Origin of the sequence: Streptomyces populi (genome assembly GCF_002911015.1) — a bacterium.
GTDB classification, from domain to species: Bacteria; Actinomycetota; Actinomycetes; order Streptomycetales; family Streptomycetaceae; genus Streptomyces; species Streptomyces populi.
This window is the reverse complement of the sequence record NZ_KZ626922.1, coordinates 15,588-37,668: the sequence shown is the minus strand read 5'-3', so window position 1 is coordinate 37,668 and position 22,081 is coordinate 15,588. Positions and strand designations below refer to the sequence as shown.

The following is a 22,081-nucleotide window of genomic DNA, read 5'->3' as shown; positions in this document are numbered from 1 at the left end:
CGGGCGCGGGGGGTGCCGGTCCGGGGGGCTCCCGGGGAACGGCCCGCGCCCGGTCGGCACGGCAACAGAGAACGACCGGGGGGTACAAACCAATGCGATTCTCAGGACCGCGTCGTACGGTCCTCGCCGCCACCGGCCTCATGGCCGTCCTGGCACTCACCGCGACCGCCTGCGACTCCGGTGACGACCGGGCGGACGGCGGGTCCACCGCCTCCGCGTCGCAGGGGTCCGTGAACGGCGATGACAAGATCGAGATTCCGGACGGCATCAAGGACAAGCTCAAGGAGCACGGCATCGATGTCGACAAGTGGAAGGACGGCGCCTGGAAGAACTGGGACGAGGACCAGTGGCTCGGTGAGGCCGAGGACTTCGTCAACCCGGTGATCGCCGGGCTGTGGAAGCCCGAGCGGATGAGGTCCGCCAAGGACCCGGCGAAGACGGTCTCCGCGCAGGACGCGGCGGCGGACCAGGGTGTCAGCGACCCGGAGCCGGCTCCCGTCGACGCCCGGGCCGAGCAGACTCCGTACCACGACCACGCCGCCCCGGTCGGGAAGGTCTTCTTCGACTCCCCCGAGGGATCGATGGTCTGCTCGGGCACGGTCGTCAAGGACGTGAACCACCCCGGCAGGTCCAACCTGGTGTGGACCGCGGGTCACTGCGTGCACGCCGGGAAGAAGGGCGGCTGGTACCGCAACATCGCCTTCGTGCCCTCCTACAACGACCGGGGCAGGTCCGAGGCGCAGCTCGCCGGTGCCACCGCTGCGGAGATCGCGCCGTACGGCCAGTGGTGGGCGGACTGGGCCTCGACCTCCGACGAGTGGATCTCCGGCGGCGACGAGACGGGCGGTGCGGGCGCCCCGTACGACTACGCCGTGCTGCACGTGAAGCCGGAGCAGGGCACGAAGTCGCTGGAGGAGACCGTCGGCGACGCGCTGGACGTGGACTTCTCCGAGCCGTCCGCCCAGGACGCCGGACCGATGGGCGCCTGGGGCTACCCGGCCGCGCCGCCGTACGACGGGCTGAGCATGTTCAAGTGCGTCGACAGGCCGGGCCGCCTCTCGCTGAGCCCGGCCATGCCCACGATGTACCGCATCGGCTGCACGATGACCGGCGGTTCGTCCGGCGGGGGCTGGTTCCGGGTCGTCGACGGCAGGACCGAGCTCGTCTCGAACACCTCGATCGGCCCGGCCGCTCACACCTGGCTGGCGGGACCGCAGCTGGGCAAGGGCGCCCGGGCGCTCTACGAGCGGATGAGCCGGGAGTACGGCGGCCGGTAGGCGGACCCCGTGCGCAGGGCGAAGGCCCGCCCCCTCGTGAGGGGGCGGGCCTTCCGTGTCCGCGGCGATCGCTCGCCGGGGTGCCGGTCCGGTCGCGCTACCGGAGCGCCGGCGCCGCGACGTACGGAGCGAGGTCCGCGGCCAGTTCCTCGTGCACCCGCGCCTTGAGCAGGGTGCCCTCCTCGGTGTGCTCCTCGGAGATCACCTCGCCCTCGGTGTGGGCGCGGGCGACCAGCTTGCCGTGCGTGTACGGAACGAGCGCCTCGACCTCGACCGAGGGGCGGGGCAGCTCGTTGTCGATCAGCGCGAGCAGTTCGTCGATGCCCTGGCCCGTGCGCGCCGAGACCGCGATGGAGCGCTTCTCGATCCGCAGCAGACGCTGGAGTACCAGCGGGTCCGCCGCGTCCGCCTTGTTGATCACCACGATCTCGGGCACCTTGGTCGCGCCGACGTCGGTGATGACCTCGCGCACCGCGGCCAGCTGCTCCTCCGGTGCCGGGTGCGAACCGTCCACGACGTGCAGGATCAGGTCGGAGTCGCCGACCTCCTCCATGGTGGAGCGGAACGCCTCGACCAGGTGGTGCGGCAGGTGGCGCACGAAGCCGACCGTGTCGGCCAGGGTGTACAGCCGCCCGCTCGGGGTCTCGGCCCGGCGCACGGTCGGGTCGAGGGTCGCGAACAGCGCGTTCTCGACGAGGACGCCCGCGCCGGTGAGGCGGTTGAGCAGGGACGACTTGCCGGCGTTGGTGTAACCGGCGATGGCGACCGAGGGCACCTTGTTGCGACGGCGCTCCTGGCGCTTGATCTCGCGGCCGGTCTTCATCTCCGCGATCTCCCGGCGCATCTTCGCCATCTTCTCGCGGATGCGGCGCCGGTCCGTCTCGATCTTGGTCTCACCGGGACCACGGGTGGCGAGGCCGCCGCCCTTGCCGCCGCCCATCTGCCGGGACAGCGACTGACCCCAGCCGCGCAGCCTCGGCAGCATGTACTGCATCTGCGCGAGCGCCACCTGCGCCTTGCCCTCCCGGGACTTGGCGTGCTGGGCGAAGATGTCGAGGATCAGGGCCGTACGGTCGATGACCTTGACCTTGACGACGTCCTCGAGGTGGATCAGCTGGCCGGGGCTCAGCTCACCGTCACAGATCACGGTGTCGGCGCCGGTCTCGATCACGATGTCCCGGAGTTCGTTGGCCTTGCCGGAACCGATGTACGTGGCCGCGTCGGGCTTGTCACGGCGCTGGACGACGCCGTCGAGCACGAGCGCTCCCGCGGTCTCCGCGAGCGCGGCCAGCTCGGCCAGCGAGTTGTCCGCGTCCTGGATGGTCCCCGAGGTCCAGACACCGACGAGGACGACGCGCTCCAGACGGAGCTGCCGGTACTCGACCTCGGTGACGTCCTCGAGCTCGGTGGAGAGGCCCGCCACACGGCGCAGGGCCGCGCGCTCGGAGCGTTCGAACTGCTCGCCGTCCCGGTCTCCGTCGATCTCGTGGCTCCAGGCGACGTCCTCTTCCATCAGGGCATCGGCCCGAAGACCTTCGGGGTAGTTCTGCGCGGAAGTCTGCGCGTCCTGGGAAGGGGAAGAAGAGGAGGTCATTGGATCCTTACGTAGATGACGAAAGCCGCGGGCCGACGAATACCGCCCGCCACAGGGAACAACGTCCGGGGCCGCCGGGAGATTCCCGGTCCCGGCCGGGCCGGTCCTCCGGAGGGGCCGCGCCGCCGGCTCGAAGATGGTCGCACGGCACGGCCCGGCTCGTCACGCGACTTATCGTGACCCGGCGGGCACCCGCGGGTGCCGCGTCCTCACGCCTTCTTGCCCGCCTTCGGGGCGTCGCTCCTCCAGTCCGGGTGCCCCGGCATCGGCGGTGTCTTCCCGCCGTACAGCCACGCCTCGAAGAACCCGCTCAGATCACGTGCGGCGACGGCGGAGGCGAGGTCCGTGAAGTCGGCCGTCGAGGCCACGCCGTCACGGTTGACGCTCACCCACGTCCGCTCCAGGCGTTCGAACGCCGGGCGCCCGATCTCCTGGCGCAGCGCGTACAGGACCAGGGCGGCGCCGTCGTAGACGTTCGGCCGGAAGATGCTGATCTTCTGGCCCGGCTTCGGTCCCTTGGGCCTGGCGGGCGGCCCGCCGGCGGCGCGCCAGGAGTCGGACAGCCGGTAGGCGGCCTTCATCCGCTTCTCCATGGGCTTGTGCGCCTTCTCCTCGGCGTACAGGGCTTCGTACCAGGTGGCGTGCCCTTCGTTGAGCCACACGTCGGACCAGGTGCGGGGGGCGACGCTGTCGCCGAACCACTGGTGCGACAGCTCGTGCACCATGATCGATTCGACGAACCACTTCGGGTAGGCGGACTGGGTGAAGAGCTCCTTCTCGAAGAGCGAGAGCGTCTGTGTCTCCAGCTCGAAGCCGGTCTGCGCCTGGGCCATCAGCAGACCGTAGGTCTCGAAGGGGTACCGCCCGACCTTGCTCTCCATCCAGGCGATCTGGCCGGGGGTCCTGCGCAGCCACGGCTCGAGCGCCGCGCGGTCGGCACGGGGGACCACGTCCCGCACGGGCAGTCCGTGCGGGCCCTGCCGGTGCAGTACGGCGGAGCGGCCGATGGACACCTGGGTGAGCTCGGTGGCCATGGGGTGCTCGGTCCGGTACGTCCAGGTCGTGGCCCCGCGGGCCCGGCGGGTGCCCTCGGGCAGACCGTTGGCGACGACCGTGTACGCGTCGGGGGCCGTCACGTGGATGGTGAACAAGGCCTTGTCGGAGGGGTGGTCGTTGCACGGGTAGACCAGGTGCGCGGCGTCGGCCTGGGCGGCCATCGCGAGCCCGTCCTTGGTCCGTACCCAGCCGCCGTCCTGGCCCTTGGCGCTCACCGGGTCACTCGTGTGACGCACGGTGATGCGCAGCGGGCTCCCGGCGAGCAGGGGTTCGTCCGGCGTCACCACCAGGTCCTCGCCGGCCCGGGTGAAGCGGGCGGGGGATCCGTCGACCTCGACCGACCGGACGCTGCCGTGCGCGAAGTCGAGGTTGACGCGGTCGAGCGTCTCGGTGGTCACGGCGTCGATCGTGGTGACGGCCGAGAGCGGCTTGTCGTTGCTGCCGGGGTAGGTGAAGCGGAGGTCGTACGACTCGACGTCGTACCCGGGGTTGCCGAGGGTGGGGAAGAGGCGGTCGCCGACTCCCAGGGGCACGGCCGGGTCCGGGGCGCTCGCGGCGATCAGGCAGACGGATACGGCCGAGGCGAGCAGGCCCGCCGTGACACGGCGGCTCCTCGGGCGTGCGGGCGTGGGGATGACGTTGAGCAGCATGGACCACGGCTACCAGCGCGCACCGGTCACGTGCCGCCGACTCGCACCCGGCCCACTCGAACGAGTAGATCCCGGAACTCGTTGGGGGCAGCGCGCGGCCGCCGGGTCCGGGCGCGCCCGGTCCGACGGGTCACCGGCGCCCGGCACACCGGCCGAGCGCCGGTCCTTGCGCCTCCGTCACACGGCCCGCGACCCCCCACCGGCCGACCGGGATCCCGTCCCACGATCCGCCGTCCGGTCAACGGCCCCGAGCCCCCGCCGCATGGCCCGCCGACCGGTCACCGGTCCCTGGATCCCCGTCACCCGGTCCGTCGGTCGGCCGTCGTCCCGCGGACCGTCGTCGTGCGTCAGCCGGCCGGCGCCGTCTCCCGCTCTACCGGTCCGCGGTCGCCGGATGCTGGGGGCGGCTCACGTCGTACACGCCGGGCACGTTGCGCATCGCGCGCATCAGGCCGGGAAGGTGGGCCGCGTCCGGGAGTTGGAGCGTGTAGGTGTGGCGCACGCGCTGCTGGCTCGGGGGCTCGACGGTCGCGGAGACGATGGCGACCCCCTCCGCCGCGATGGCCTCGGTGAGGTCGGCGAGCAGATGCGGGCGTCCGAACGACTCGGCGACCAGGGTGACACGGCACTCGGCGGTGTCCCCCCAGCGCACTTCCACCTCCGGGCGCCCCGCGCTCTTCATGCGCGCCGCTCCGGCGCACTCGACGCGGTGGACGGTGACCACTCCCCCGCGGACGGCGAAGCCGGTCACCTCGTCGGGCGGTACGGGCGTACAGCAGCCGGCCATGCGTACGGACGCGCCGGGCCGGTCGACGACGGCGCTCGCGGGGCGGGCGGCCTGCGTCTCGGCGGGGCGGTCCGGGGCCGCGACGGGCGGCCGGGGGCCGGCGGCGGAGGTCTTGGACGCCTCCTCGTCGCCGGGTGCGGGATGCGTGGCCATCCAGCGCTGGATGGCGATCCGCGCGGCGGGCGTGTGCGCGTGCTCCAGCCACTCCCTGGACGGCTCCGAGGCGGGGTCCTGACCCATGAGGAGCTGAACGGTGTCGCCGTCCCTCAGGACCGTGCTCAGCGTCGCCAGGCGGCCGTTGACGCGGGCGCCGATGCAGGCGTGCGCGTCCTCGCCGTACTGCGCGTACGCCGCGTCGACGCAACTGGCGCCCTCCGGAAGGCCGAGCGAGCCCCCGTCGGCGCGGAAGACGGTGATCTCACGGTCCTGGGCGAGGTCTTCGCGCAGCGTCGACCAGAACGTGTCCGGGTCCGGGGCGCCCTGCTGCCAGTCCAGCAGCCGGGAGAGCCAGCCGGGGCGGGTGGGGTCGGCGCGCTCGCCGTCGAAGGGGCGGTCGCCTCCGCCGTCCGGCGCTTCCTCCGACGGCGGCGCGTAGGGGTTGCCGAGCGCGATGACTCCGGCCTCGGCGACCTTGTGCATCTGGTGGGTGCGGATGAGGACTTCGGCGACCTGGCCGTCGCCGCGGGTGACGGCCGTGTGCAGCGACTGGTACAGGTTGAACTTGGGGACGGCGATGAAGTCCTTGAACTCCGAGACCACCGGGGTGAGACAGGTGTGCAGTTCGCCGAGGACCCCGTAGCAGTCGGCGTCCTCGTTGACGAGCACCAGGAGACGTCCGAAGTCGGCGCCGCGCATGGGGCCGCGCTTGCGCGACACCCGGTGCACGGAGACGAAGTGCCTCGGCCTTATGAGTACTTCGGCCTGGATCCCGGCGTCGCGCAGGACCGCGCGCACCTCCTCGGCGATCTCCGCGAGGGGGTCGTCGGCGCGGCCCGCGTTCTCGGCGATGAGCTCCCGGGTGCGCACGTATTCCTCGGGGTGCAGGATCGCGAAGACGAGGTCTTCCAGTTCGGTCTTGAGCGCCTGCACGCCCAGGCGTTCGGCGAGCGGGATCAGCACGTCCCTGGTCACTTTGGCGATGCGCGCCTGTTTCTCGGGGCGCATGACACCGAGGGTCCGCATGTTGTGCAGCCGGTCCGCGAGTTTGATCGACATGACCCGGACGTCGTTGCCCGTCGCGACGAGCATCTTGCGGAAGGTCTCCGGTTCGGCGGCGGCGCCGTAGTCGACCTTCTCCAGCTTGGTGACACCGTCGACCAGGTAGCAGACCTCGTCGCCGAACTCCTCACGGACCTGATCAAGCGTCACTTCCGTGTCCTCGACGGTGTCGTGGAGCAGGGAGGCGGTCAACGTCGTGGTCTCGGCGCCGAGTTCGGCGAGGATCAGGGTCACGGCGAGCGGGTGGGTGATGTACGGCTCCCCGCTCTTGCGCATCTGCCCGCGGTGCGAGGACTCCGCGAGCACCCAGGCCCGGCGCAGGGGTTCCAGCTTGGCGTCGGGATGGTGGGCGCGATGGGCCTCGGCCACGTGCCCGATCGCGTCCGGCAGCCGGTCGCGGGTCGCGGGCCCGAGCAGCGCGGCCCGCCCCAGCCGGCGCAGGTCGATCCGGGGCCGCGCCTTCCTGCGGTACGCCGGGGTCGCCTCCGGCTCCAGCGACGCCGAGCGCTGGGTGGCGGGCGTCGCGGGGCCTGGCGTCGCGGGATTCGTCGCCTCCGCACTCATGGGCACCTCCGGCTGCGTAAGACCGGCGGACGGGTGCCCCATGGCGTACTCGGCTCAGGGGATGGTGTCGGTCCCCCGTCCGGGCCGGTGCTTGATGCTACCGACCCCATCACGCCCGGCCGACCGCCTCTCGCCGAGCGTGAAACGGATCACCCATTCGAGCTACGGTTTCGGGGTTTACGGTTTCGATTTTCTGGAATGGGCGGCAAGGACGTACGACGTCCGTCCTGTGCGGCGCGACGGCGTCGGACCGGCGTGCCGTGCGGCACCGGAGCGGGCAGGACCCGTCGGTGCCGCCGCGCGGCCGCGTGGCTCAGCGCAACGCGCCGTCCAGCCACTCCGCGTCGATCTCGCCCTCGGCGACGATCACGGCGGGGCCCGTCATCTCGATCTCGCCGTCCGCGTGCTCGGTGATGACCAGGCGTCCGCCGGGCACGTCGACGGTGTACGTCGCCGGGGTACCGGTCACCGTGGGGTCGGCACCGTCACGGCGGGCCGCGGCGACGGCCACGGCGCACGCGCCCGTGCCGCAGGAACGGGTCTCGCCGGAGCCGCGCTCGTGGACGCGCAGGGCGACGTGGCGCGGCCCCCGGTCGACCACGAACTCGACGTTGACCCCGTCCGGATAGGCCGACGCCGGAGCGAACGGCGGCGGTGTGAACAGATCGCCGGCGTGCGCGAGGTCGTCCACGAAGGCGACGGCGTGCGGGTTGCCCATGTTCACGTTGCGCGCGGGCCAGCTGCGCTCGCCGACGCTCACCGTGACCTCTCCCTCGGGGAGGAGTGCCTTGCCCATGCCGACGGTGACGTCCCCGTCCTTGGCGATGTGTACGGGCTTCACCCCGCCGCGCGTGGCCACCGTGATGTCACCTTCGGCCACATGCCCGGCGCGGTGGAGGTAGTGGGCGAACACGCGCACTCCGTTGCCGCACATCTCGGCGACCGAACCGTCGGCGTTGCGGTAGTCCATGAACCACTCCGCCTCGGCCGCCATCCCCTCGGCCTCGGGGTGCGCGGCGGACCGCACGACGTGCAGCAGGCCGTCGCCGCCGATGCCCGCACGGCGGTCGCACAGGGCGGCGACGGCGGCGGGAGGCAGGTCGACGGCGTTCTCCGGGTCCGGGACGATCACGAAGTCGTTCTCGGTCCCGTGGCCCTTGAGGAAGGCGATCCGCGTGCTCATCCCTCGATCGTACGGGGTCCCCGCGGCCGTCCGGGCGGCACGGGTCCGCGGGGTCAGCGCAGCCGGGCCACGCGTCCCACGGCGAGCACGGCCACCGCGGCGACGATCACGACGTAGGCGAGCACCACCCGCCAGTCGACGCGCCGGCCGGAGCCGCGCGGCGGGAAGCCGGGCAGGGTGTAGCCGACCCGGCGGGCGGCCATCATGCCCCAGCCGGCGGCGCACAGGCAGATCAGCAGCCCGAGCATGGCGACCACGGCACCGCCGTCCCCGAACTCGAAGGCGAGCGGGAAGGCGAACATCAGGGAGCCCGTCGCGGCCAGCGTCACGATGGGCGCGAGCTGCCAGATGCGCAGCAGACGCTGCGGGCGCAGCTCGACCTCGACCTCCGGCTCCGGGGACATCTCGCCGGGGCCGGGGCCGTCGGAACTCAGTCGCTCTCCGCCCAGCTCCGGCTCGACGCCGGGATCGGCGTCCGGATCGATGCTCAGACGAACTCCGTCCCGATCAGCGCCGTACTCAGCGCCTCGTGCAGTGTCGCGAGGGCCGGCCTCCATCGCCACGCGCCCTCCCAACTCGGACTTCACTGGTCGATCGAAGCTTGATGATGGCACGGCACCGGAGGCCCGGATGACAGCCGGAGCGTCCCGATGCCATGACGTGATCAGGCTGTGACCGGTCGTTCGACCAACGCCAGTGCGAGTCCCGTGAGTTCCCCGAGATCCGCCGCGGCCCCACTGAGCCAATGCACCCTGGGGTCGCGCCGGAACCATGAATCCTGGCGGCGCGCGAAGCGCTTGGTGGCGCGAACGGTCTCGGCACGGGCCTCGTCCTCGGTGCACTCTCCGGCGAGCGCCGCGAGGACCTGCTGGTATCCGAGCGCGCGGGAGGCGGTGCGCCCGGCGCGCAGGCCCTGCGCCTCCAGCGCCCGCACTTCGTCCACGAGCCCGGCCTCCCACATCCGGTCCACCCGGTGCGCGATGCGCTCGTCGAGCTCGGGGCGCGCCACGTCGACACCGATCTGGAGGGTGTCGTAGACGGAGTCGTGGCCGGGCAGGTTGGCGGTGAAGGGCTTGCCGGTGATCTCGATGACCTCGAGGGCGCGGACGATGCGGCGGCCGTTGCTGGGCAGGATCGCCTGGGCGGCCCCGGGATCGGACATGGCGAGCCGGGCGTGCAGGGCTCCGGATCCGCGCAGGGTGAGCTCCTCCTCCAGGCGGGCGCGCACGGCGGGGTCGGTGCCGGGGAACTCCATCTTGTCGACAGCCCCGCGGACGTACAGTCCGGAGCCGCCCACCAGGATCGGCCAGCGCCCCTCGGCGAGCAGCGCGTCGATCCGGGCACGGGCGAGCCGCTGGTACTCGGCGACGCTGGCGGTGACCGTCACGTCCCAGACGTCCAGGAGGTGGTGCGGGACGCCGCCGCGCTCGGCGGGCGTCAGCTTGGCGGTGCCGATGTCCATCCCGCGGTACAGCTGCATCGAGTCGGCGTTGATGACCTCGCCTCCGAGACGTCCGGCGAGGAAAACGCCCAGATCGGACTTTCCTGCCGCGGTCGGTCCGACGACTGCGATGACCCGGGGTACGGGAGGTGCGCTGCTCACGGTCCCAGTCTCGCAAACCCCGGAACCTCTCCCCCAACGAGCCGACGCGGGGCCGCGCCGGGCTGCGCGGAACCCCACCCCCACGAGTAACGTAAGGACCGGGTACGGGCGTTTCGCCCGGAAAGGGCCCCCGCGCACGACTGTTCCGCGAGGGAAGGCGAACCATGGGTCTGATGGACGAGCTGAAAGCCAAGCTGGGGCCCGCCAAGGACAAGGTCTCCGGGCTCGCGCAGCAACACGGGCACAAGGTCACCCACGGCCTGGACAAGGCCGCGAAGGTGGTCGACGACAAGACCAAGCACAAGTACAGCGACAAGATCCACACGGGCACGGGCAAGGCGAAGCACGCCATGGACCGCCTCGCGCACAAGGACGACGGCGAGGACGCGGGCCCGCCGGACACGGCGGCCCCGCCTCGGACGCCCTGAACGCCCCGCGCACCGGCGGACGGCCGCGAAGGGCCCGGACCGCCTCCGGCGTCGGACGCGTCGGGTACGGCCGTGTCCGCCGGAGCTGACGCCGTGTCGGGGCCGACGGGACCGAGGGGACTGACGGTGCGTCGGCGCGCACGTACGCGGGTGTACGCGCACGTGCGCGTGAGTCCTGCGGGTGCGCCCGGCCGCGCGGCGCACCCGTACGGACCAGGGCCCCGTGTCTTTCCGGACGCGGCTCCCGTTCCGGCCCCTACGACCAGGCCGCCACCAGGTATCCCACCCCGTAGGGAGCGTCGTCGTAGAGCAGGGCGCCGCCGAGACCCGCGCCCTCCGCCGCGCCCGCGAGGACCTGCCAGGGGGCGCGCCCCGCGGCTTTCAGCTCGTGGGCCAGAGAGGTGTCCAGCGTCTTGAGGGCCGTGACGTCGGCCGCCGCGAGCGCCCGCGCGACCTCCGCGTCGAAACCCTCCGCGCGTTCGTCGAGGTAGCCCGGCGCCTTGAGGGTCCTGCACGCGCTGGCATCGCCCATCACCAGCAGGGCCACCCGCCCGGCGCGCTCGCCGATCTGTCGGCCGGCCTGGACGCACCGCTCGGCCTCCAGGGGTTCCCCGACCCCGAGCCCCTCCACCGGGGCGTCGGACCAGCCGGTGCGCTCCAGCAGCCAGGCGGCGACGGCGAGGGAGGACGGCAGCTCACGTTCCGGGGACGCGGGGCCGGCGCCGCCCGTCCCTGGGTCCGTGCCCTCCCCGTCGGGGCGGCCGAGGCGTACGTCGAGGTCGACCCCGAAACCGGCGAAGGAGCCGCGGGCGCCCTCCGGGTGGGGGCCGCGACCGCTCTTCTCGGCCGGGCCGACGACCACCAGCAGGTCGGGACGGGAGGCGGCGAGCACGCCGAGCGCGTCCGTGCACGCGGCACGCGCGGCGTCCAGCTCGGGGGCGGCTCCGGCGGCGACCTCGGGGACGAGCAGCGGAGGGCAGGGGCAGACTGCGGCGGCTACAAGCATGAGCCGCAGCGTAACGCCGTACCCGGCCGGTCCGCCCCGGCCCCGGTTCCTCGCGCCCGCCTCCGGCACGCCCCGGTGCCGTCACCTCCGGGGGTCTCCGGATGCCCCGGTGCCGTGCCCGCGTCGGAGCCGCCCCATGCGTCCGCCGGGTCCGCCGCGGTGCGCCCGTCGGCGACCCGTCCGCCCGTGCCGGTCAACCCGGCGTCCGGACGTCCGGGCCGGTCCGGGCGGGGGCCTACGTGTGCGACCGCCGCAGTCCGCCGCAGTGCGGTGCGGTACGTCTGTCGATGATCCGTCCGCCCCTGCCGGTCAACCCTGCGGCCGGGTCGGTCCGCCGTGTCGGCGTGGGCCGGTCGGCGTGCCCGCGTGGGCACGCCGGTCTCCGCGTCGGTCCCGGTCCGCCGGGTCAGTCGCAGCCGCAGCCGCTGCCCGTGGCGACCGGGAGCGGCGCCGGGGCGCCGATCTTCGGCAGGCCCAGCATGACGCCGGCCGGCTTGGCGGCCTCGGCGGCGTTGCGCTTCTCCCAGGCGTCCCCCGCGCGCGTGCGGCGCACGTCCAGGACGGCACCCTCGGCGAGCAGGTGGTGCGGGGCGGCGTACGTGATCTCGACGGTCACCACGTCACCGGGGCGGACCTCCGCGTCGGGCTTGGTGAAGTGGACCAGCCGGTTGTCGGGGGCACGGCCCGACAGGCGGTGGGTGGCACCGTCCTTGCGGCCCTCGCCCTCGGCGACCATCAGCTCCAGGACGCGGCCGACCTGCTTCTTGTTCTCGTCCCAGGAGATCTCCTCCTGGAGGGCGACGAGACGCTCGTAGCGCGCCTGGACGACCTCCTTGGGGATCTGCCCCTCCATGGTGGCCGCCGGGGTGCCGGGGCGCTTGGAGTACTGGAACGTGAAGGCCGCGGAGAAGCGGGCCTCGCGGACCGCGTGGAGGGTCTGCTCGAAGTCCTCCTCCGTCTCTCCGGGGAAGCCCACGATGATGTCGGTGGTGATCGCCGCGTGCGGGATGGCGGCCCGGACCTTCTCGATGATCCCGAGGAAGCGCTCCTGGCGGTACGAGCGGCGCATGGCCTTCAGGACGGTGTCCGATCCGGACTGCATCGGCATGTGCAGCTGCGGCATCACGTTCGGCGTCTCCGCCATGGCGGCGATCACGTCGTCGGTGAAGTCGCGCGGGTGCGGCGAGGTGAAGCGCACGCGCTCCAGGCCCTCGATCTTCCCGCAGGCGCGCAGCAGCTTGCTGAAGGCCTCGCGGTCGCCGATGTCGCTCCCGTACGCGTTGACGTTCTGGCCGAGCAGGGTGATCTCGGAGACGCCCTCGCCGACGAGTGCCTCGATCTCGGCCAGGATGTCGCCGGTCCTGCGGTCCTTCTCCTTGCCGCGCAGGGCCGGGACGATGCAGAAGGTGCAGGTGTTGTTGCAGCCGACGGAGATCGACACCCAGGCCGCGTACGCGCTCTCGCGGCGGGTCGGCAGCGTGGAGGGGAAGGCCTCCAGGGACTCGGCGATCTCGATCTGCGCCTCCTCCTGGACGCGGGCGCGCTCCAGGAGGACCGGCAGCTTGCCGATGTTGTGCGTGCCGAAGACGACGTCCACCCAGGGCGCCCGCTTCACGATGGTGTCGCGGTCCTTCTGGGCGAGGCAGCCGCCGACGGCGATCTGCATGCCGGGGCGCTTCGTCTTCATCGGGGCGAGGCGGCCGAGGTTGCCGTAGAGCTTGTTGTCGGCGTTCTCGCGCACGGCGCAGGTGTTGAAGACGACGACGTCCGCGTCCCCGTCCGCGCCCTCGGGCGCCCGCACGTAACCGGCGTCCTCCAGGAGCCCGGAAAGCCGTTCGGAGTCATGGACGTTCATCTGACACCCGTAGGTGCGTACTTCGTACGTCTTGGTTTCCTGAACGTCCACTGCCTGACTCCGGTCGCCGCTGCTCATGGGACAAGGGTAGGCGGTGCCGGGAGTACGTCCGGACGCCGGAGTCCTCGCCCCCGGCGCCCGTCACACGACGTACGGCCTCCGGCACCCGGTGTCCGGTCCGCGCCCTCCGGCACCCCGGCACCCGGCGTCCGCTCCGCGGCCGGTCACCCGCCCAGTGCGACGAACCGCTCGGCGACGGTCCTCGCGGCGGTTCCGAGCAGGATCGTGTAGTGGTTGCAGCCCTCGACCAGCTCGGCGGGAAGGTTCCCCGGCCCGCCGGTCCAGCGTTCGACGACGGACTCCGGCAGCATCGGCGGTTCCTGTCCGAGCAGCCCGAGCGGCGCGTGCAGCAGCAGAGCCGGGACGCCCAGCCCGGTGAGGCCGGCGGCGAACCGGTCGGCCGACGTCAGCAGATCCCGCCCGTCGTGGCGCACGGCCTCCTCGCGCACCTTCGAGCGCCGGGCGCCCCGGGCCCCTGTGACGTCGTAGCGCACGTACGCCTCGATGTCCGCGTTCCAGTGCGGGCCGAGCGCCGGATGCGCGCGGAAGAAGTCGACGTAGGCCGCGTCGGTCCCGTACGTCCGGCCGAGGCGGGCCAGTGCCGGTCCGAGCGTGGTGTCCAGAAGGGCGTCGAGGTCGGCGCCGGGCGGGACGGGCAGCGGCAGGCCGCCGTCGACGAGCAGCAGCCGGTCGAACAGCGCGGGCCGGAGCGCGGCGGCGGTCAGCGCGGCGTACGCGCCCATGGAGTGCCCGGTCAGGGCGACCGGCCGCCCTCCGCCCAGGTCCTGGGCCAGGCGGCACAGGTCCGCGGCGTGCCGGTCGAGGCCGTACGGGCCGGGGGTGTCCGCGCTTCCGCCGCGCCCCCGCAGGTCGGGCGCGAACAGGCTCCATTCGCCGGGGAGCCGACGGGCCAGGGCGCGGAAGGACATCCCGGATCCGGTGATGCCGTGCGCCGCGAGAGCGGTCCGCGGCCCCCTGCCGAACCGCAGGACACGGAGGGTTCCGCCCTCGACGGGCAGATCGAGTACGGCCGGCTCGTCCATGCGCTCTCCTCGTCGTCGCTGGTTCTCCCGCGGTGGTGTCGGCCGTACGGCCCCCTCCGCCCCTCGGGGACTCCCCTGGTCCTACGCGCCCGGCGCGCTCCACCCCTGCCGCCGCAGCACCTCCGACACGTCCGGTGCCCGGTAGTGCTCGCCCTTGAGGACCTTGCCGTCGGCCCTGCGGGCGACGTGCCCGTCGGGGCCGATCTTCGTCATGTTGGCCCGGTGGATCTCGGCGATCACCGCGTCGAGGTCGATCCCGTGGACGAGGGCCGTGCCGTACGCCACGTACACGACGTCGGCGAGCTCGTGCGCCAGCCGGTCGAGCGGGCCGCCGACCGAGACCTCGGCGACCTCCGCGGCCTCCTCCGCCAGCAGCTCGCCGCGGTGCGCGGCGAGTTCCGGGGATACCTCGGTGGGGGTGCCCCGGACGTCGAGGCCGAAGGCGAGATGGAATTCGCGGACCAGGGAGACCGGGGAACCGGAGGACACGGGAGACACCGGGGAGTCGGACGGTGGGACCTGTGACGGCGAGGACGGCTGCATCCGGCGAGCCTACCCATCCGCCGGTGCCCGCTCCCGGGGCCGGCCCTGGCCAGAACCGGCCCCGGACTGGCAGGATCGCGCGCATGTTCCAGGCACTCCCCCGCATCGGCCGGCGACTCGCGCTGTCCGGCTCGGCGGCCGTCCTCGCGGTCGTCGGGCTGCTGCTGTGGTGGCTGCTGCCGCTGGGCGGGGAATCCCCGAGCGGGACGATCACCTTCAGCACGGGCACCCCGACCGGGGTCTACCAGATGTACGGAAAGCTCCTCCAGGGCGCCATCGCCAAGGACATGCCGCGGCTGAAGGTGCGGCTGTGGGACAGCGACGGATCGCAGGAGAACATCAGCCGGGTGGCCACCGGCGAGGCCGACTTCACCATCGCGGCGGCCGACGCCGTGGAGGCGTACGTCCTCCAGGACAAGCCGGGAGCGAAGCGGCTGCGCGGCTGCTCGCGGCTCTACGACGACTACGTGCACCTGGTGGTCCTGCGTTCCTCGCCCGTGGAGTCCGTGAAGGACCTGAGGGGCCTGAAGGTCGCCGTGGGACCGAGCGGTTCCGGGGTGCGGCTGATCGCGAACCACGTGCTCGAGGCGGCGGGTCTCGACCCTCGCAAGGACATCGAGCCGCTCGACGCCAGCATCGCGAAGATGCCCGACCTGCTCGAACAGCACAAGATCGACGCCTTCTTCTGGTCGGGCGGTCTGCCGACGAACGCCGTCCAGGGCCTCTCGAAGACCGCCGACATCCGGCTGGTGCCGATCGGGAGCGACCTGGTCGAGGCGCTGCACAAGCAGGGCGGCGGCTCGCGCTACTACCGGTCCGCCGTGATGCCCGCCGACGCCTACCCGCGGGCGCAGCGCGGCGCCGCCGTGCAGACGCTGGCCGTGGCCAACTTCCTGATCACCCGGGAGGACGCGGACGCGGACCTCACCGAGGAGCTCACCCGTACGGTGATCGCGAGCCGCGACCGCATCGGCTCGGTGGTGCACGCGGCCCAGCTGGTGGACCTGCGCACGGCGATCTACACCGATCCGCTGCCGCTGCACGAGGGCGCGCGCCGCTACTACCGGTCGATCAAGCCGTAGCGGTCCCCGTACGGCGGGGCCGGCCCGCCGGATCCCTCAGGCCACCGGTTCCGACCTGGGCACCGTCACCGTCACCCGCAGGCCGTGCGGTTCGTGGTGGCCGTACGCGATGGAGCCGCCGCCCGCGGCGAGCAGGGCCCGGGAGATGGAGAGGCCGAGGCCCGAGCCCTTGACGTTCTGGTGGGCGGTGCTGCGCCAGAAGCGGTCGCCGATGCGGGTCAGGTCCTCGTCGCCGAGTCCGGGGCCGCCGTCGGTGACCACGACGGTCGAGGACGCGCCGTTCGAGGCGACCGTCACCTCGACGCACTCCCCCTCGGGCGTGAACTTGACCGCGTTGTCGATCACCGCGTCCAGGGCGCTGGACAGGGTGATGGGGTCGGCCCAGGCGGTCGTGGGCGGGCAGTTCCCCGTCAGCCGTACGCCCTTGCTGTCGGCGACCGGCTGCCAGGACGCCACGCGCTCGGCGGTCAGCGCGCCGATGTCGGTCAGGCGCACGTCGGCCTCGGCGTGCTCGGCGAGGGCCAGGTCGAGCAGGTCGTCGAGCACCTGGGTCAGGCGCTTGCCCTCGGTGCGGACGGACGCGATCTCCTCGTTGCCCTCCGGGAGTTCGAGGGCGAGCAGCTCGATCCGCAGCAGCAGCGCCGAGAGCGGGTTGCGCAGTTGGTGCGAGGCGTCGGCGACGAAGGCCCGCTGCTGTTCCAGCACGCTCTCGACGTTGTCCGCCATCTCGTTGAACGACCGTGCCAGACGCTGGAGTTCGGGCGGTCCGCCGGAGGGCGCGACCCGGGACTTCAGTCGGCCGGTCGCGATGTCGTGGGTGGTGGCGTCGAGAACGCGCACGGGCCTGAGCACCCAGCCGGTGAGGCGCAGCGCGGCGCCGAGCGCGAGGAGCATCGCGGCGATCTCGCCCGCGCCGATGACCAGCCAGCCGTGCAGGGTCTCGGAACGCATCTGCCCGGTGGGCGAGTCGGTGACGACGACGCCGATGACGTCGCCGTCGCGTATGACCGGGGAAGCGACGACGAGCCGGTGGCGCTGCCAGGGCCAGACCTGTTCGGGATCGTGACTGCGGCGGCTGACGAGCGCCTCGTTGAAGGCGTCGCGGGCCGCGCCGGACTCGGGCAGGAGCCAGCTCTCCGGCGCGTTGGCCATCGGCATGTCGTCGCGGTAGAAGACGCCTGCCCGGATGCCGTACACCTCGTAGTAGCGGGCGAGTTCGGTACGCAGGGTCTCGCCGCGCTCGTCCGGGAAGCCGGCCAGGGAGCGGCTCGGGGAGTCGGTGACGTACTGGGCGAGGGCCGCGAAGCGCGCGGTGTCGTCGATGCGGTCGACGACCACGCGCTGCTGCTGCGCCGCCGCGACGCTCGCCGCGAGCGGTACGCCGAGCGCGAGCAGAACGGCCGCCATCAGGACGATGAGCAGCGGCAGGAGGCGGGTGCGCACCCGTACCCGCTACGAAGCCGGGGCGACGAGCCGGTACCCGACGCCGCGCACGGTCTCGATCAGCGCCGGCATGCGCAGCTTGGAGCGCAGCGACGCCACGTGCACCTCCAGCGTGCGGCCGGTCCCCTCCCAGCTGGTGCGCCACACCTCGCTGATGATCTGCTCCCGGCGGAACACCACTCCGGGGCGCTGGGCCAGCAGCGCGAGCAGGTCGAACTCCTTGCGGGTCAGCTGGACCACCGAGCCGTCCACGGTGACCTGGCGGTTGGGGAGCTCGATGCGCACGGATCCCAGGAGCACCAGGTTCTCGCCGGGCGCCGACACGTCGTCGTGGGCGCTGCGCCTGCTGACGGCGTGGATACGGGCGAGCAGTTCCCCGGTGTCGTACGGCTTCACCACGTAGTCGTCGGCGCCGAGATTGAGCCCGTGGATGCGGGACCGGACGTCCGCGCGCGCGGTGACCATGATCACCGGCGTGGCGGTCCGCTTGCGGATCTTGCCGCAGACCTCGTACCCGTCCTGGTCGGGCAGCCCCAGGTCGAGCAGGACGACACCGAAGCCGTCGCTCTCGGGGACGAGGGCGCGCAGGGCCTCCTCGCCGCTGCGGGCGTGCGTGACCTCGAAGCCGTGCCGTGCCAGCACCGCGGACAGGGCGGCGGCGACGTGGTTGTCGTCCTCGACGAGGAGCAGTCTCATTCCGGCCCCCTCCGGCTCATCGGCCGTACCGCTTCATCGGTACGGTCCCGGGTCTCATCGGTCGTGCGGTCGCGGGTCTCGTCGGTCGAACGGTCCCCGTTTCAACAAAGCGGTGCACGCGCGCGTGCACCAAGGAAGTCACGCCGATGAACAAGGACGGCGTCAAGGGGCTTCGGGTTGCCCGGGGCTTCCGTTATCCAGCCGGTACGCGCGTCCGTACGACTGCTACGACGCGTGTCCGATTGCTACCGGATCGTGATGCTCAGATTCCCCTCAGATGTAATGACGCTGGTCATGAAGGGTCACTACTCTCCTCCGAAACCGAGGAGGACGGAGCCCCAAAGCGATGACCGATGCATCGGCGGCCAAGGACGCCATGGCCGGGACCGGAGATCTGGTCGTCCTGAAGAACGTCAACAAGCACTTCGGCGCGTTGCACGTGCTCCAGGACATCGACCTGACGATCACCCGTGGCGAGGTCGTCGTGGTCATCGGACCCTCCGGGTCCGGGAAGTCCACCTTGTGCCGCACCATCAACCGCCTGGAGACGGTCGATTCGGGCGACATCTCGATCGACGGCAGGCCGCTGCCCCAGGAGGGCAAGGCACTCGCCCGGCTCCGGGCCGACGTGGGCATGGTCTTCCAGTCGTTCAACCTCTTCGCGCACAAGACCGTGCTCGAGAACGTGATGCTGGGACAGATCAAGGTCCGCAAGACCGGCAAGCAGGCGGCGGAGGACAAGGCCCGGGCCCTGCTCGACCGTGTCGGCGTGGGTACACAGGCCGACAAGTACCCGGCGCAGCTGTCGGGCGGCCAGCAGCAACGCGTCGCCATCGCGAGGGCCTTGGCGATGGACCCCAAGGTCATGCTCTTCGACGAGCCGACCTCGGCACTGGACCCCGAGATGATCAACGAGGTCCTCGAGGTCATGCAGCAGCTCGCCCGGGACGGCATGACCATGATCGTCGTCACCCACGAGATGGGCTTCGCCCGTTCGGCCGCCAACCGGGTCGTCTTCATGGCCGACGGCCGCATCGTCGAAGAGGCCGCGCCGGACCAGTTCTTCAGCAACCCGCGCAGCGACCGCGCCAAGGACTTCCTGTCGAAGATCCTGCACCACTGACGTCCCCGCGCGCGGGGGTGACTGACGTCCCCGCGCGCGGCGGACCACCTGCGTCACCTGCCCGTCGACGGCCCGCACCTCACTCTTACCCGAAGGATGTTCACCATGAAGCTCCGCAAGGCAGCAGCCGTCTCGGCCGCCGTACTCGCCCTCGCCTCGGCCGCCACCGCGTGCGGTTCCGGCGACAAGGACGACAGCGGGTCCTCGGGCGGCGGAAACATCAAGATCGGCATCAAGTACGACCAGCCCGGTCTCGGCCTGAAGCAGCCGGACGGCTCCTTCGCCGGTTTCGACGTGGACGTCGCGACCTACGTGGCCAAGGAACTCGGCTACAAGCCCAGCCAGATCACGTTCGTCGAGACCAAGAGCGCCGACCGCGAGAACGCGATCGCCCGCGGTGACGTGAAGTTCATCGCGGCCACCTACTCGATCACCGACGAGCGCAAGCAGAAGGTCGACTTCGCGGGCCCGTACCTGCTGGCCCACCAGGACCTGCTGGTCAAGAAGGACGCGAACATCGCCAAGGGCACGGACCTCAACGGCAAGAAGCTGTGCTCCGTGACCGGCTCGACCTCGGCGCAGAACGTCCACGACACCATCGCCCCGAAGGCCAACCTGAAGCAGTACAGCGGCTACTCGGAGTGCATCGCCGCCCTGCAGAGCGGCGCCGTCGACGCGGTGACCACCGACGACTCGATCCTCGCGGGCTTCGCCGCGCAGGACAAGTACAAGGGCCAGTTCAAGCTCGCCGGCCTCAAGCTGAGCAACGAGAACTACGGCATCGGCCTCAAGAAGGGCGACGCCGAGCTGGAGAAGAAGATCAACACCGCGCTGGAGAAGATGGTCAGCGACGGCTCCTGGAAGAAGGCGGTCGAGAAGAACTTCGGCCCGGCGGACTACAAGAACGAGCAGGCTCCGAAGATCGGCGTGATCGTCAAGTAGTCCTCGGCCCACCAGGCAACGCAGGGGCCCTCGGCCAACGCGGGAATCCGCGGTTCACGGGGGGAGCCGAGCAGGTGTGCCGCCGCCGCGATCACGGCGGCGGCACACCGCCGCCCGCCCCGTCCGCCACGTTCACCACCACCCGGAAGCGCGGGAGATCGTGTTCGACTTTCTTCAAGGTTATGACGTCCTGGGGGCGTTCTGGATGACGGTGAAACTCACCGTCCTCTCCGCCCTCGGCTCCCTGGTCCTGGGCACCCTGCTGGCCGCGATGCGGGTCAGCCCGATCCCGCTCATGCGCGGATTCGGCACCGCCTACGTGAACATCGTCCGGAACATCCCCCTGACGATCATCATCCTGTTCAGCTCGCTCGGCCTCGCCGACATCTTCGGCGTCACGATGGGCACGTCCGACTTCGACGTCCAGGGCTTCCGGCTCGCGGTGCTCAGTCTCGTCGTCTATCACGCGGCCTTCGTCTGCGAGGCGCTGCGTTCGGGCATCAACACCGTTCCGGTCGGACAGGCCGAGGCGGCCCGGGCGATCGGGCTCGGCTTCGGCCAGACCCTGCGGCTGATCGTGCTGCCGCAGGCGTTCCGGGCCGTCGTCGTCCCGCTGGCGAACGTGCTGATCGCCCTGACCAAGAACACGACCGTGGCCGCCGCGATCGGCGTGGCCGAAGCCGCCACCCTGATGAAGACGATGATGGAGAACGAGGCCCAGACGGTCCTCATCGCCGCCGTCTTCGCCTTCGGGTTCGTGGTCCTGACCCTCCCCACCGGCCTCTTCCTCGGCTGGCTGGGCAAGCGACTGGCGGTGAAGCGATGACCTCCGTCCTCTACGACGCCCCCGGCCCCCGGGCCAGGCGCCGCAATGTCCTCTTCTCCGTCCTCTTCGCCGTCCTGATGGCGGCGCTGCTGTGGTGGGTCTGGCAGGCCCTGGACGACAAGGGCCAGCTCAAATGGGCCCTGTGGCAGCCGTTCACCACGGCGGACGCCTGGAGCACGTATCTGCTGCCGGGCCTGTGGGGCACGCTGAAGGCCGCCGCACTCAGCGTGGTCATCGCCCTCCCGCTGGGCGCCGCCCTCGGCATCGCCCGTCTCTCCGACCATCGCTGGGTACGCGTCCCCGTCGGGGCCGTGGTCGAGTTCTTCCGGTCCATCCCGGTCCTGCTGCTCATGCTGTTCGCGAACGAGCTCTACGCCCAGTCCGCGAACATCGCGAGCGAGGACCGTCCGCTCTACGCGGTGGTCACCGGCCTCGTGCTCTACAACGCCTCGGTCCTCGCCGAGGTCGTCCGGGCGGGCGTCCTCGCGCTCCCCAAGGGACAGACGGAGGCCGCGTACGCGATCGGGCTGCGCAAGGGCCAGACGATGACCAGCATCCTGCTGCCGCAGTCGGTCACCGTGATGCTCCCGGCGATCGTCAGCCAGCTCGTCGTCATCGTGAAGGACACCGCGCTGGGCGGTGTGATGATCAGCTACGCGGAACTCCTCAGCGCGCGCAGCACCCTCGCGGCCAACTACGCGAACGTCATCCCGAGCTTCGTCGTCGTCGCCGTCATCTTCATCATCCTGAACTTCACGCTCACCAGCTTCGCCTCCTGGCTGGAGGGGCGGCTGCGCCGGGGCAAGAAGACGACCGGTGCGGTGCTCTCGCCGAACGACGCGACCATCGCCGGCACGGCCGCGACGGGTGCCGGCGGCGGAGTCGCCTGAGCCCGGCTCGGGCCGGCCCCGAGTCCACGGTGTCCGAGCGGTTCTGACGAATCGTCCGAACATCAGTCGATCGGTGCGACCGAAGGGGTCAGTGACATGATCAGCGCTGACCCCGTCACTTGACGCAAGCAGCGGCAATGGGTTGCATACGTTCTGTGATCGTGCACCCTGCTCCACCTGCCTGTTCCCGTACGTCCCTCAGGACACAGCTC

19 protein-coding genes are annotated in these 22,081 nt (G+C 71.7%); 7 read left to right on the top strand and 12 right to left on the bottom strand.

Going from position 1 to position 22,081, the window contains the following annotated elements:
- The first annotated feature begins 92 nt into the window (after positions 1-92).
- On the top strand, positions 93-1,277 hold the full coding sequence (locus CW362_RS31150; RefSeq protein ID WP_103552952.1) for a trypsin-like serine peptidase: 1,185 nt from the start codon (positions 93-95) through the stop codon (positions 1,275-1,277).
- Between the two features lie 97 nt (positions 1,278-1,374).
- On the opposite strand, the gene hflX is transcribed toward CW362_RS31150, so the two are convergent.
- From hflX to miaA, 6 genes are all read right to left on the bottom strand, one after another.
- Positions 1,375-2,871, bottom strand: a complete 1,497-nt coding sequence (gene hflX, locus CW362_RS31145) for a GTPase HflX (RefSeq protein WP_103552951.1) — start codon at positions 2,869-2,871, stop codon at positions 1,375-1,377.
- 209 nt (positions 2,872-3,080) lie between these two features.
- Positions 3,081-4,577: a M1 family metallopeptidase gene (locus CW362_RS31140; protein ID WP_103552950.1), complete on the bottom strand. Its 1,497-nt coding sequence runs from the start codon at positions 4,575-4,577 to the stop codon at positions 3,081-3,083.
- Between the two features lie 373 nt (positions 4,578-4,950).
- Positions 4,951-7,146 carry a RelA/SpoT family protein gene (locus CW362_RS31135; RefSeq protein WP_103552949.1) on the bottom strand — a complete coding sequence of 732 codons (2,196 nt, stop codon included), beginning with the start codon at positions 7,144-7,146 and terminating at the stop codon, positions 4,951-4,953.
- Positions 7,147-7,459: 313 nt separating this feature from the next.
- Positions 7,460-8,329, bottom strand: coding sequence for a diaminopimelate epimerase (gene dapF, locus CW362_RS31130; RefSeq protein ID WP_103552948.1), 870 nt, complete (start codon positions 8,327-8,329; stop codon positions 7,460-7,462).
- A gap of 53 nt (positions 8,330-8,382) precedes the next feature.
- Positions 8,383-8,892, bottom strand: a complete 510-nt coding sequence (locus tag CW362_RS31125; RefSeq protein ID WP_103552947.1) for a hypothetical protein — start codon at positions 8,890-8,892, stop codon at positions 8,383-8,385.
- Between the two features lie 101 nt (positions 8,893-8,993).
- Positions 8,994-9,932, bottom strand: a complete 939-nt coding sequence (gene miaA, locus CW362_RS31120; protein WP_103552946.1) for a tRNA (adenosine(37)-N6)-dimethylallyltransferase MiaA — start codon at positions 9,930-9,932, stop codon at positions 8,994-8,996.
- Positions 9,933-10,096: 164 nt separating this feature from the next.
- On the opposite strand from miaA, the gene CW362_RS31115 reads away from it, so the two are divergent.
- A complete protein-coding gene (locus CW362_RS31115) occupies positions 10,097-10,360 on the top strand; it encodes an antitoxin (RefSeq protein ID WP_103552945.1) in 264 nt (87 codons plus the stop codon).
- A gap of 256 nt (positions 10,361-10,616) precedes the next feature.
- On the opposite strand, the gene CW362_RS31110 is transcribed toward CW362_RS31115, so the two are convergent.
- The 4 genes from CW362_RS31110 to CW362_RS31095 all read right to left on the bottom strand — a co-directional run bounded on the left by CW362_RS31110 (position 10,617) and on the right by CW362_RS31095 (position 14,813).
- Positions 10,617-11,366: a class III extradiol dioxygenase subunit B-like domain-containing protein gene (locus CW362_RS31110; protein WP_103552954.1), complete on the bottom strand. Its 750-nt coding sequence runs from the start codon at positions 11,364-11,366 to the stop codon at positions 10,617-10,619.
- Between the two features lie 406 nt (positions 11,367-11,772).
- A complete protein-coding gene (gene miaB, locus CW362_RS31105) occupies positions 11,773-13,299 on the bottom strand; it encodes a tRNA (N6-isopentenyl adenosine(37)-C2)-methylthiotransferase MiaB (protein ID WP_103552944.1) in 1,527 nt (508 codons plus the stop codon).
- 146 nt (positions 13,300-13,445) lie between these two features.
- Positions 13,446-14,324 (bottom strand): alpha/beta hydrolase, encoded by an 879-nt coding sequence (locus CW362_RS31100; RefSeq protein WP_103552943.1) that lies wholly within the window; start codon positions 14,322-14,324, stop codon positions 13,446-13,448.
- Positions 14,325-14,405: 81 nt separating this feature from the next.
- Entirely contained in the window at positions 14,406-14,813 is a 408-nt protein-coding gene (locus CW362_RS31095) for a pyrophosphohydrolase domain-containing protein (RefSeq protein ID WP_476756084.1), read from the bottom strand.
- A 137-nt stretch (positions 14,814-14,950) separates the two neighbouring features.
- Here CW362_RS31095 and CW362_RS31090 point away from each other — a divergent pair, with 137 nt between their 5' ends.
- The gene (locus tag CW362_RS31090) at positions 14,951-15,949 is read left to right on the top strand and encodes a TAXI family TRAP transporter solute-binding subunit (RefSeq protein WP_103552942.1); all 999 of its coding nucleotides are present in this window, start codon (positions 14,951-14,953) and stop codon (positions 15,947-15,949) included.
- Between the two features lie 36 nt (positions 15,950-15,985).
- Here CW362_RS31090 and CW362_RS31085 read toward each other — a convergent pair whose 3' ends face one another.
- Together CW362_RS31085 and CW362_RS31080 are read right to left on the bottom strand one after the other, a co-directional pair.
- Positions 15,986-17,392, bottom strand: coding sequence for a HAMP domain-containing sensor histidine kinase (locus CW362_RS31085; protein WP_103552941.1), 1,407 nt, complete (start codon positions 17,390-17,392; stop codon positions 15,986-15,988).
- Positions 17,393-17,401: 9 nt separating this feature from the next.
- Complete coding sequence (locus CW362_RS31080; protein WP_103552940.1) at positions 17,402-18,088, bottom strand: response regulator transcription factor; 687 nt, start codon at positions 18,086-18,088, stop codon at positions 17,402-17,404.
- A gap of 346 nt (positions 18,089-18,434) precedes the next feature.
- On the opposite strand from CW362_RS31080, the gene CW362_RS31075 reads away from it, so the two are divergent.
- From CW362_RS31075 to CW362_RS31060, 4 genes are all read left to right on the top strand, one after another.
- Positions 18,435-19,211: an amino acid ABC transporter ATP-binding protein gene (locus CW362_RS31075; RefSeq protein WP_103552939.1), complete on the top strand. Its 777-nt coding sequence runs from the start codon at positions 18,435-18,437 to the stop codon at positions 19,209-19,211.
- A 105-nt stretch (positions 19,212-19,316) separates the two neighbouring features.
- Complete coding sequence (locus tag CW362_RS31070; RefSeq protein ID WP_103552938.1) at positions 19,317-20,153, top strand: glutamate ABC transporter substrate-binding protein; 837 nt, start codon at positions 19,317-19,319, stop codon at positions 20,151-20,153.
- A gap of 160 nt (positions 20,154-20,313) precedes the next feature.
- Entirely contained in the window at positions 20,314-20,979 is a 666-nt protein-coding gene (locus CW362_RS31065; protein ID WP_103552937.1) for an amino acid ABC transporter permease, read from the top strand.
- Positions 20,976-21,869: an amino acid ABC transporter permease gene (locus CW362_RS31060; protein ID WP_103552936.1), complete on the top strand. Its 894-nt coding sequence runs from the start codon at positions 20,976-20,978 to the stop codon at positions 21,867-21,869. The genes CW362_RS31065 and CW362_RS31060 overlap by 4 nt, the downstream gene beginning before the upstream one ends.
- Positions 21,870-22,081 lie beyond the last annotated feature (212 nt).

Coding starts and splice junctions, on each gene's coding strand:
- CW362_RS31150 (WP_103552952.1), top strand. CDS start 93: ATGCGATTCTCAGGACCGCGTCGTACGGTCCTCGCCGCCACCGGCCTC.
- hflX (WP_103552951.1), bottom strand. CDS start 2,871: ATGACCTCCTCTTCTTCCCCTTCCCAGGACGCGCAGACTTCCGCGCAG.
- CW362_RS31140 (WP_103552950.1), bottom strand. CDS start 4,577: ATGCTGCTCAACGTCATCCCCACGCCCGCACGCCCGAGGAGCCGCCGT.
- CW362_RS31135 (WP_103552949.1), bottom strand. CDS start 7,146: ATGAGTGCGGAGGCGACGAATCCCGCGACGCCAGGCCCCGCGACGCCC.
- dapF (WP_103552948.1), bottom strand. CDS start 8,329: ATGAGCACGCGGATCGCCTTCCTCAAGGGCCACGGGACCGAGAACGAC.
- CW362_RS31115 (WP_103552945.1), top strand. CDS start 10,097: ATGGGTCTGATGGACGAGCTGAAAGCCAAGCTGGGGCCCGCCAAGGAC.
- CW362_RS31110 (WP_103552954.1), bottom strand. CDS start 11,366: ATGCTTGTAGCCGCCGCAGTCTGCCCCTGCCCTCCGCTGCTCGTCCCC.
- miaB (WP_103552944.1), bottom strand. CDS start 13,299: ATGAGCAGCGGCGACCGGAGTCAGGCAGTGGACGTTCAGGAAACCAAG.
- CW362_RS31100 (WP_103552943.1), bottom strand. CDS start 14,324: ATGGACGAGCCGGCCGTACTCGATCTGCCCGTCGAGGGCGGAACCCTC.
- CW362_RS31090 (WP_103552942.1), top strand. CDS start 14,951: ATGTTCCAGGCACTCCCCCGCATCGGCCGGCGACTCGCGCTGTCCGGC.
- CW362_RS31080 (WP_103552940.1), bottom strand. CDS start 18,088: ATGAGACTGCTCCTCGTCGAGGACGACAACCACGTCGCCGCCGCCCTG.
- CW362_RS31075 (WP_103552939.1), top strand. CDS start 18,435: ATGACCGATGCATCGGCGGCCAAGGACGCCATGGCCGGGACCGGAGAT.
- CW362_RS31070 (WP_103552938.1), top strand. CDS start 19,317: ATGAAGCTCCGCAAGGCAGCAGCCGTCTCGGCCGCCGTACTCGCCCTC.
- CW362_RS31060 (WP_103552936.1), top strand. CDS start 20,976: ATGACCTCCGTCCTCTACGACGCCCCCGGCCCCCGGGCCAGGCGCCGC.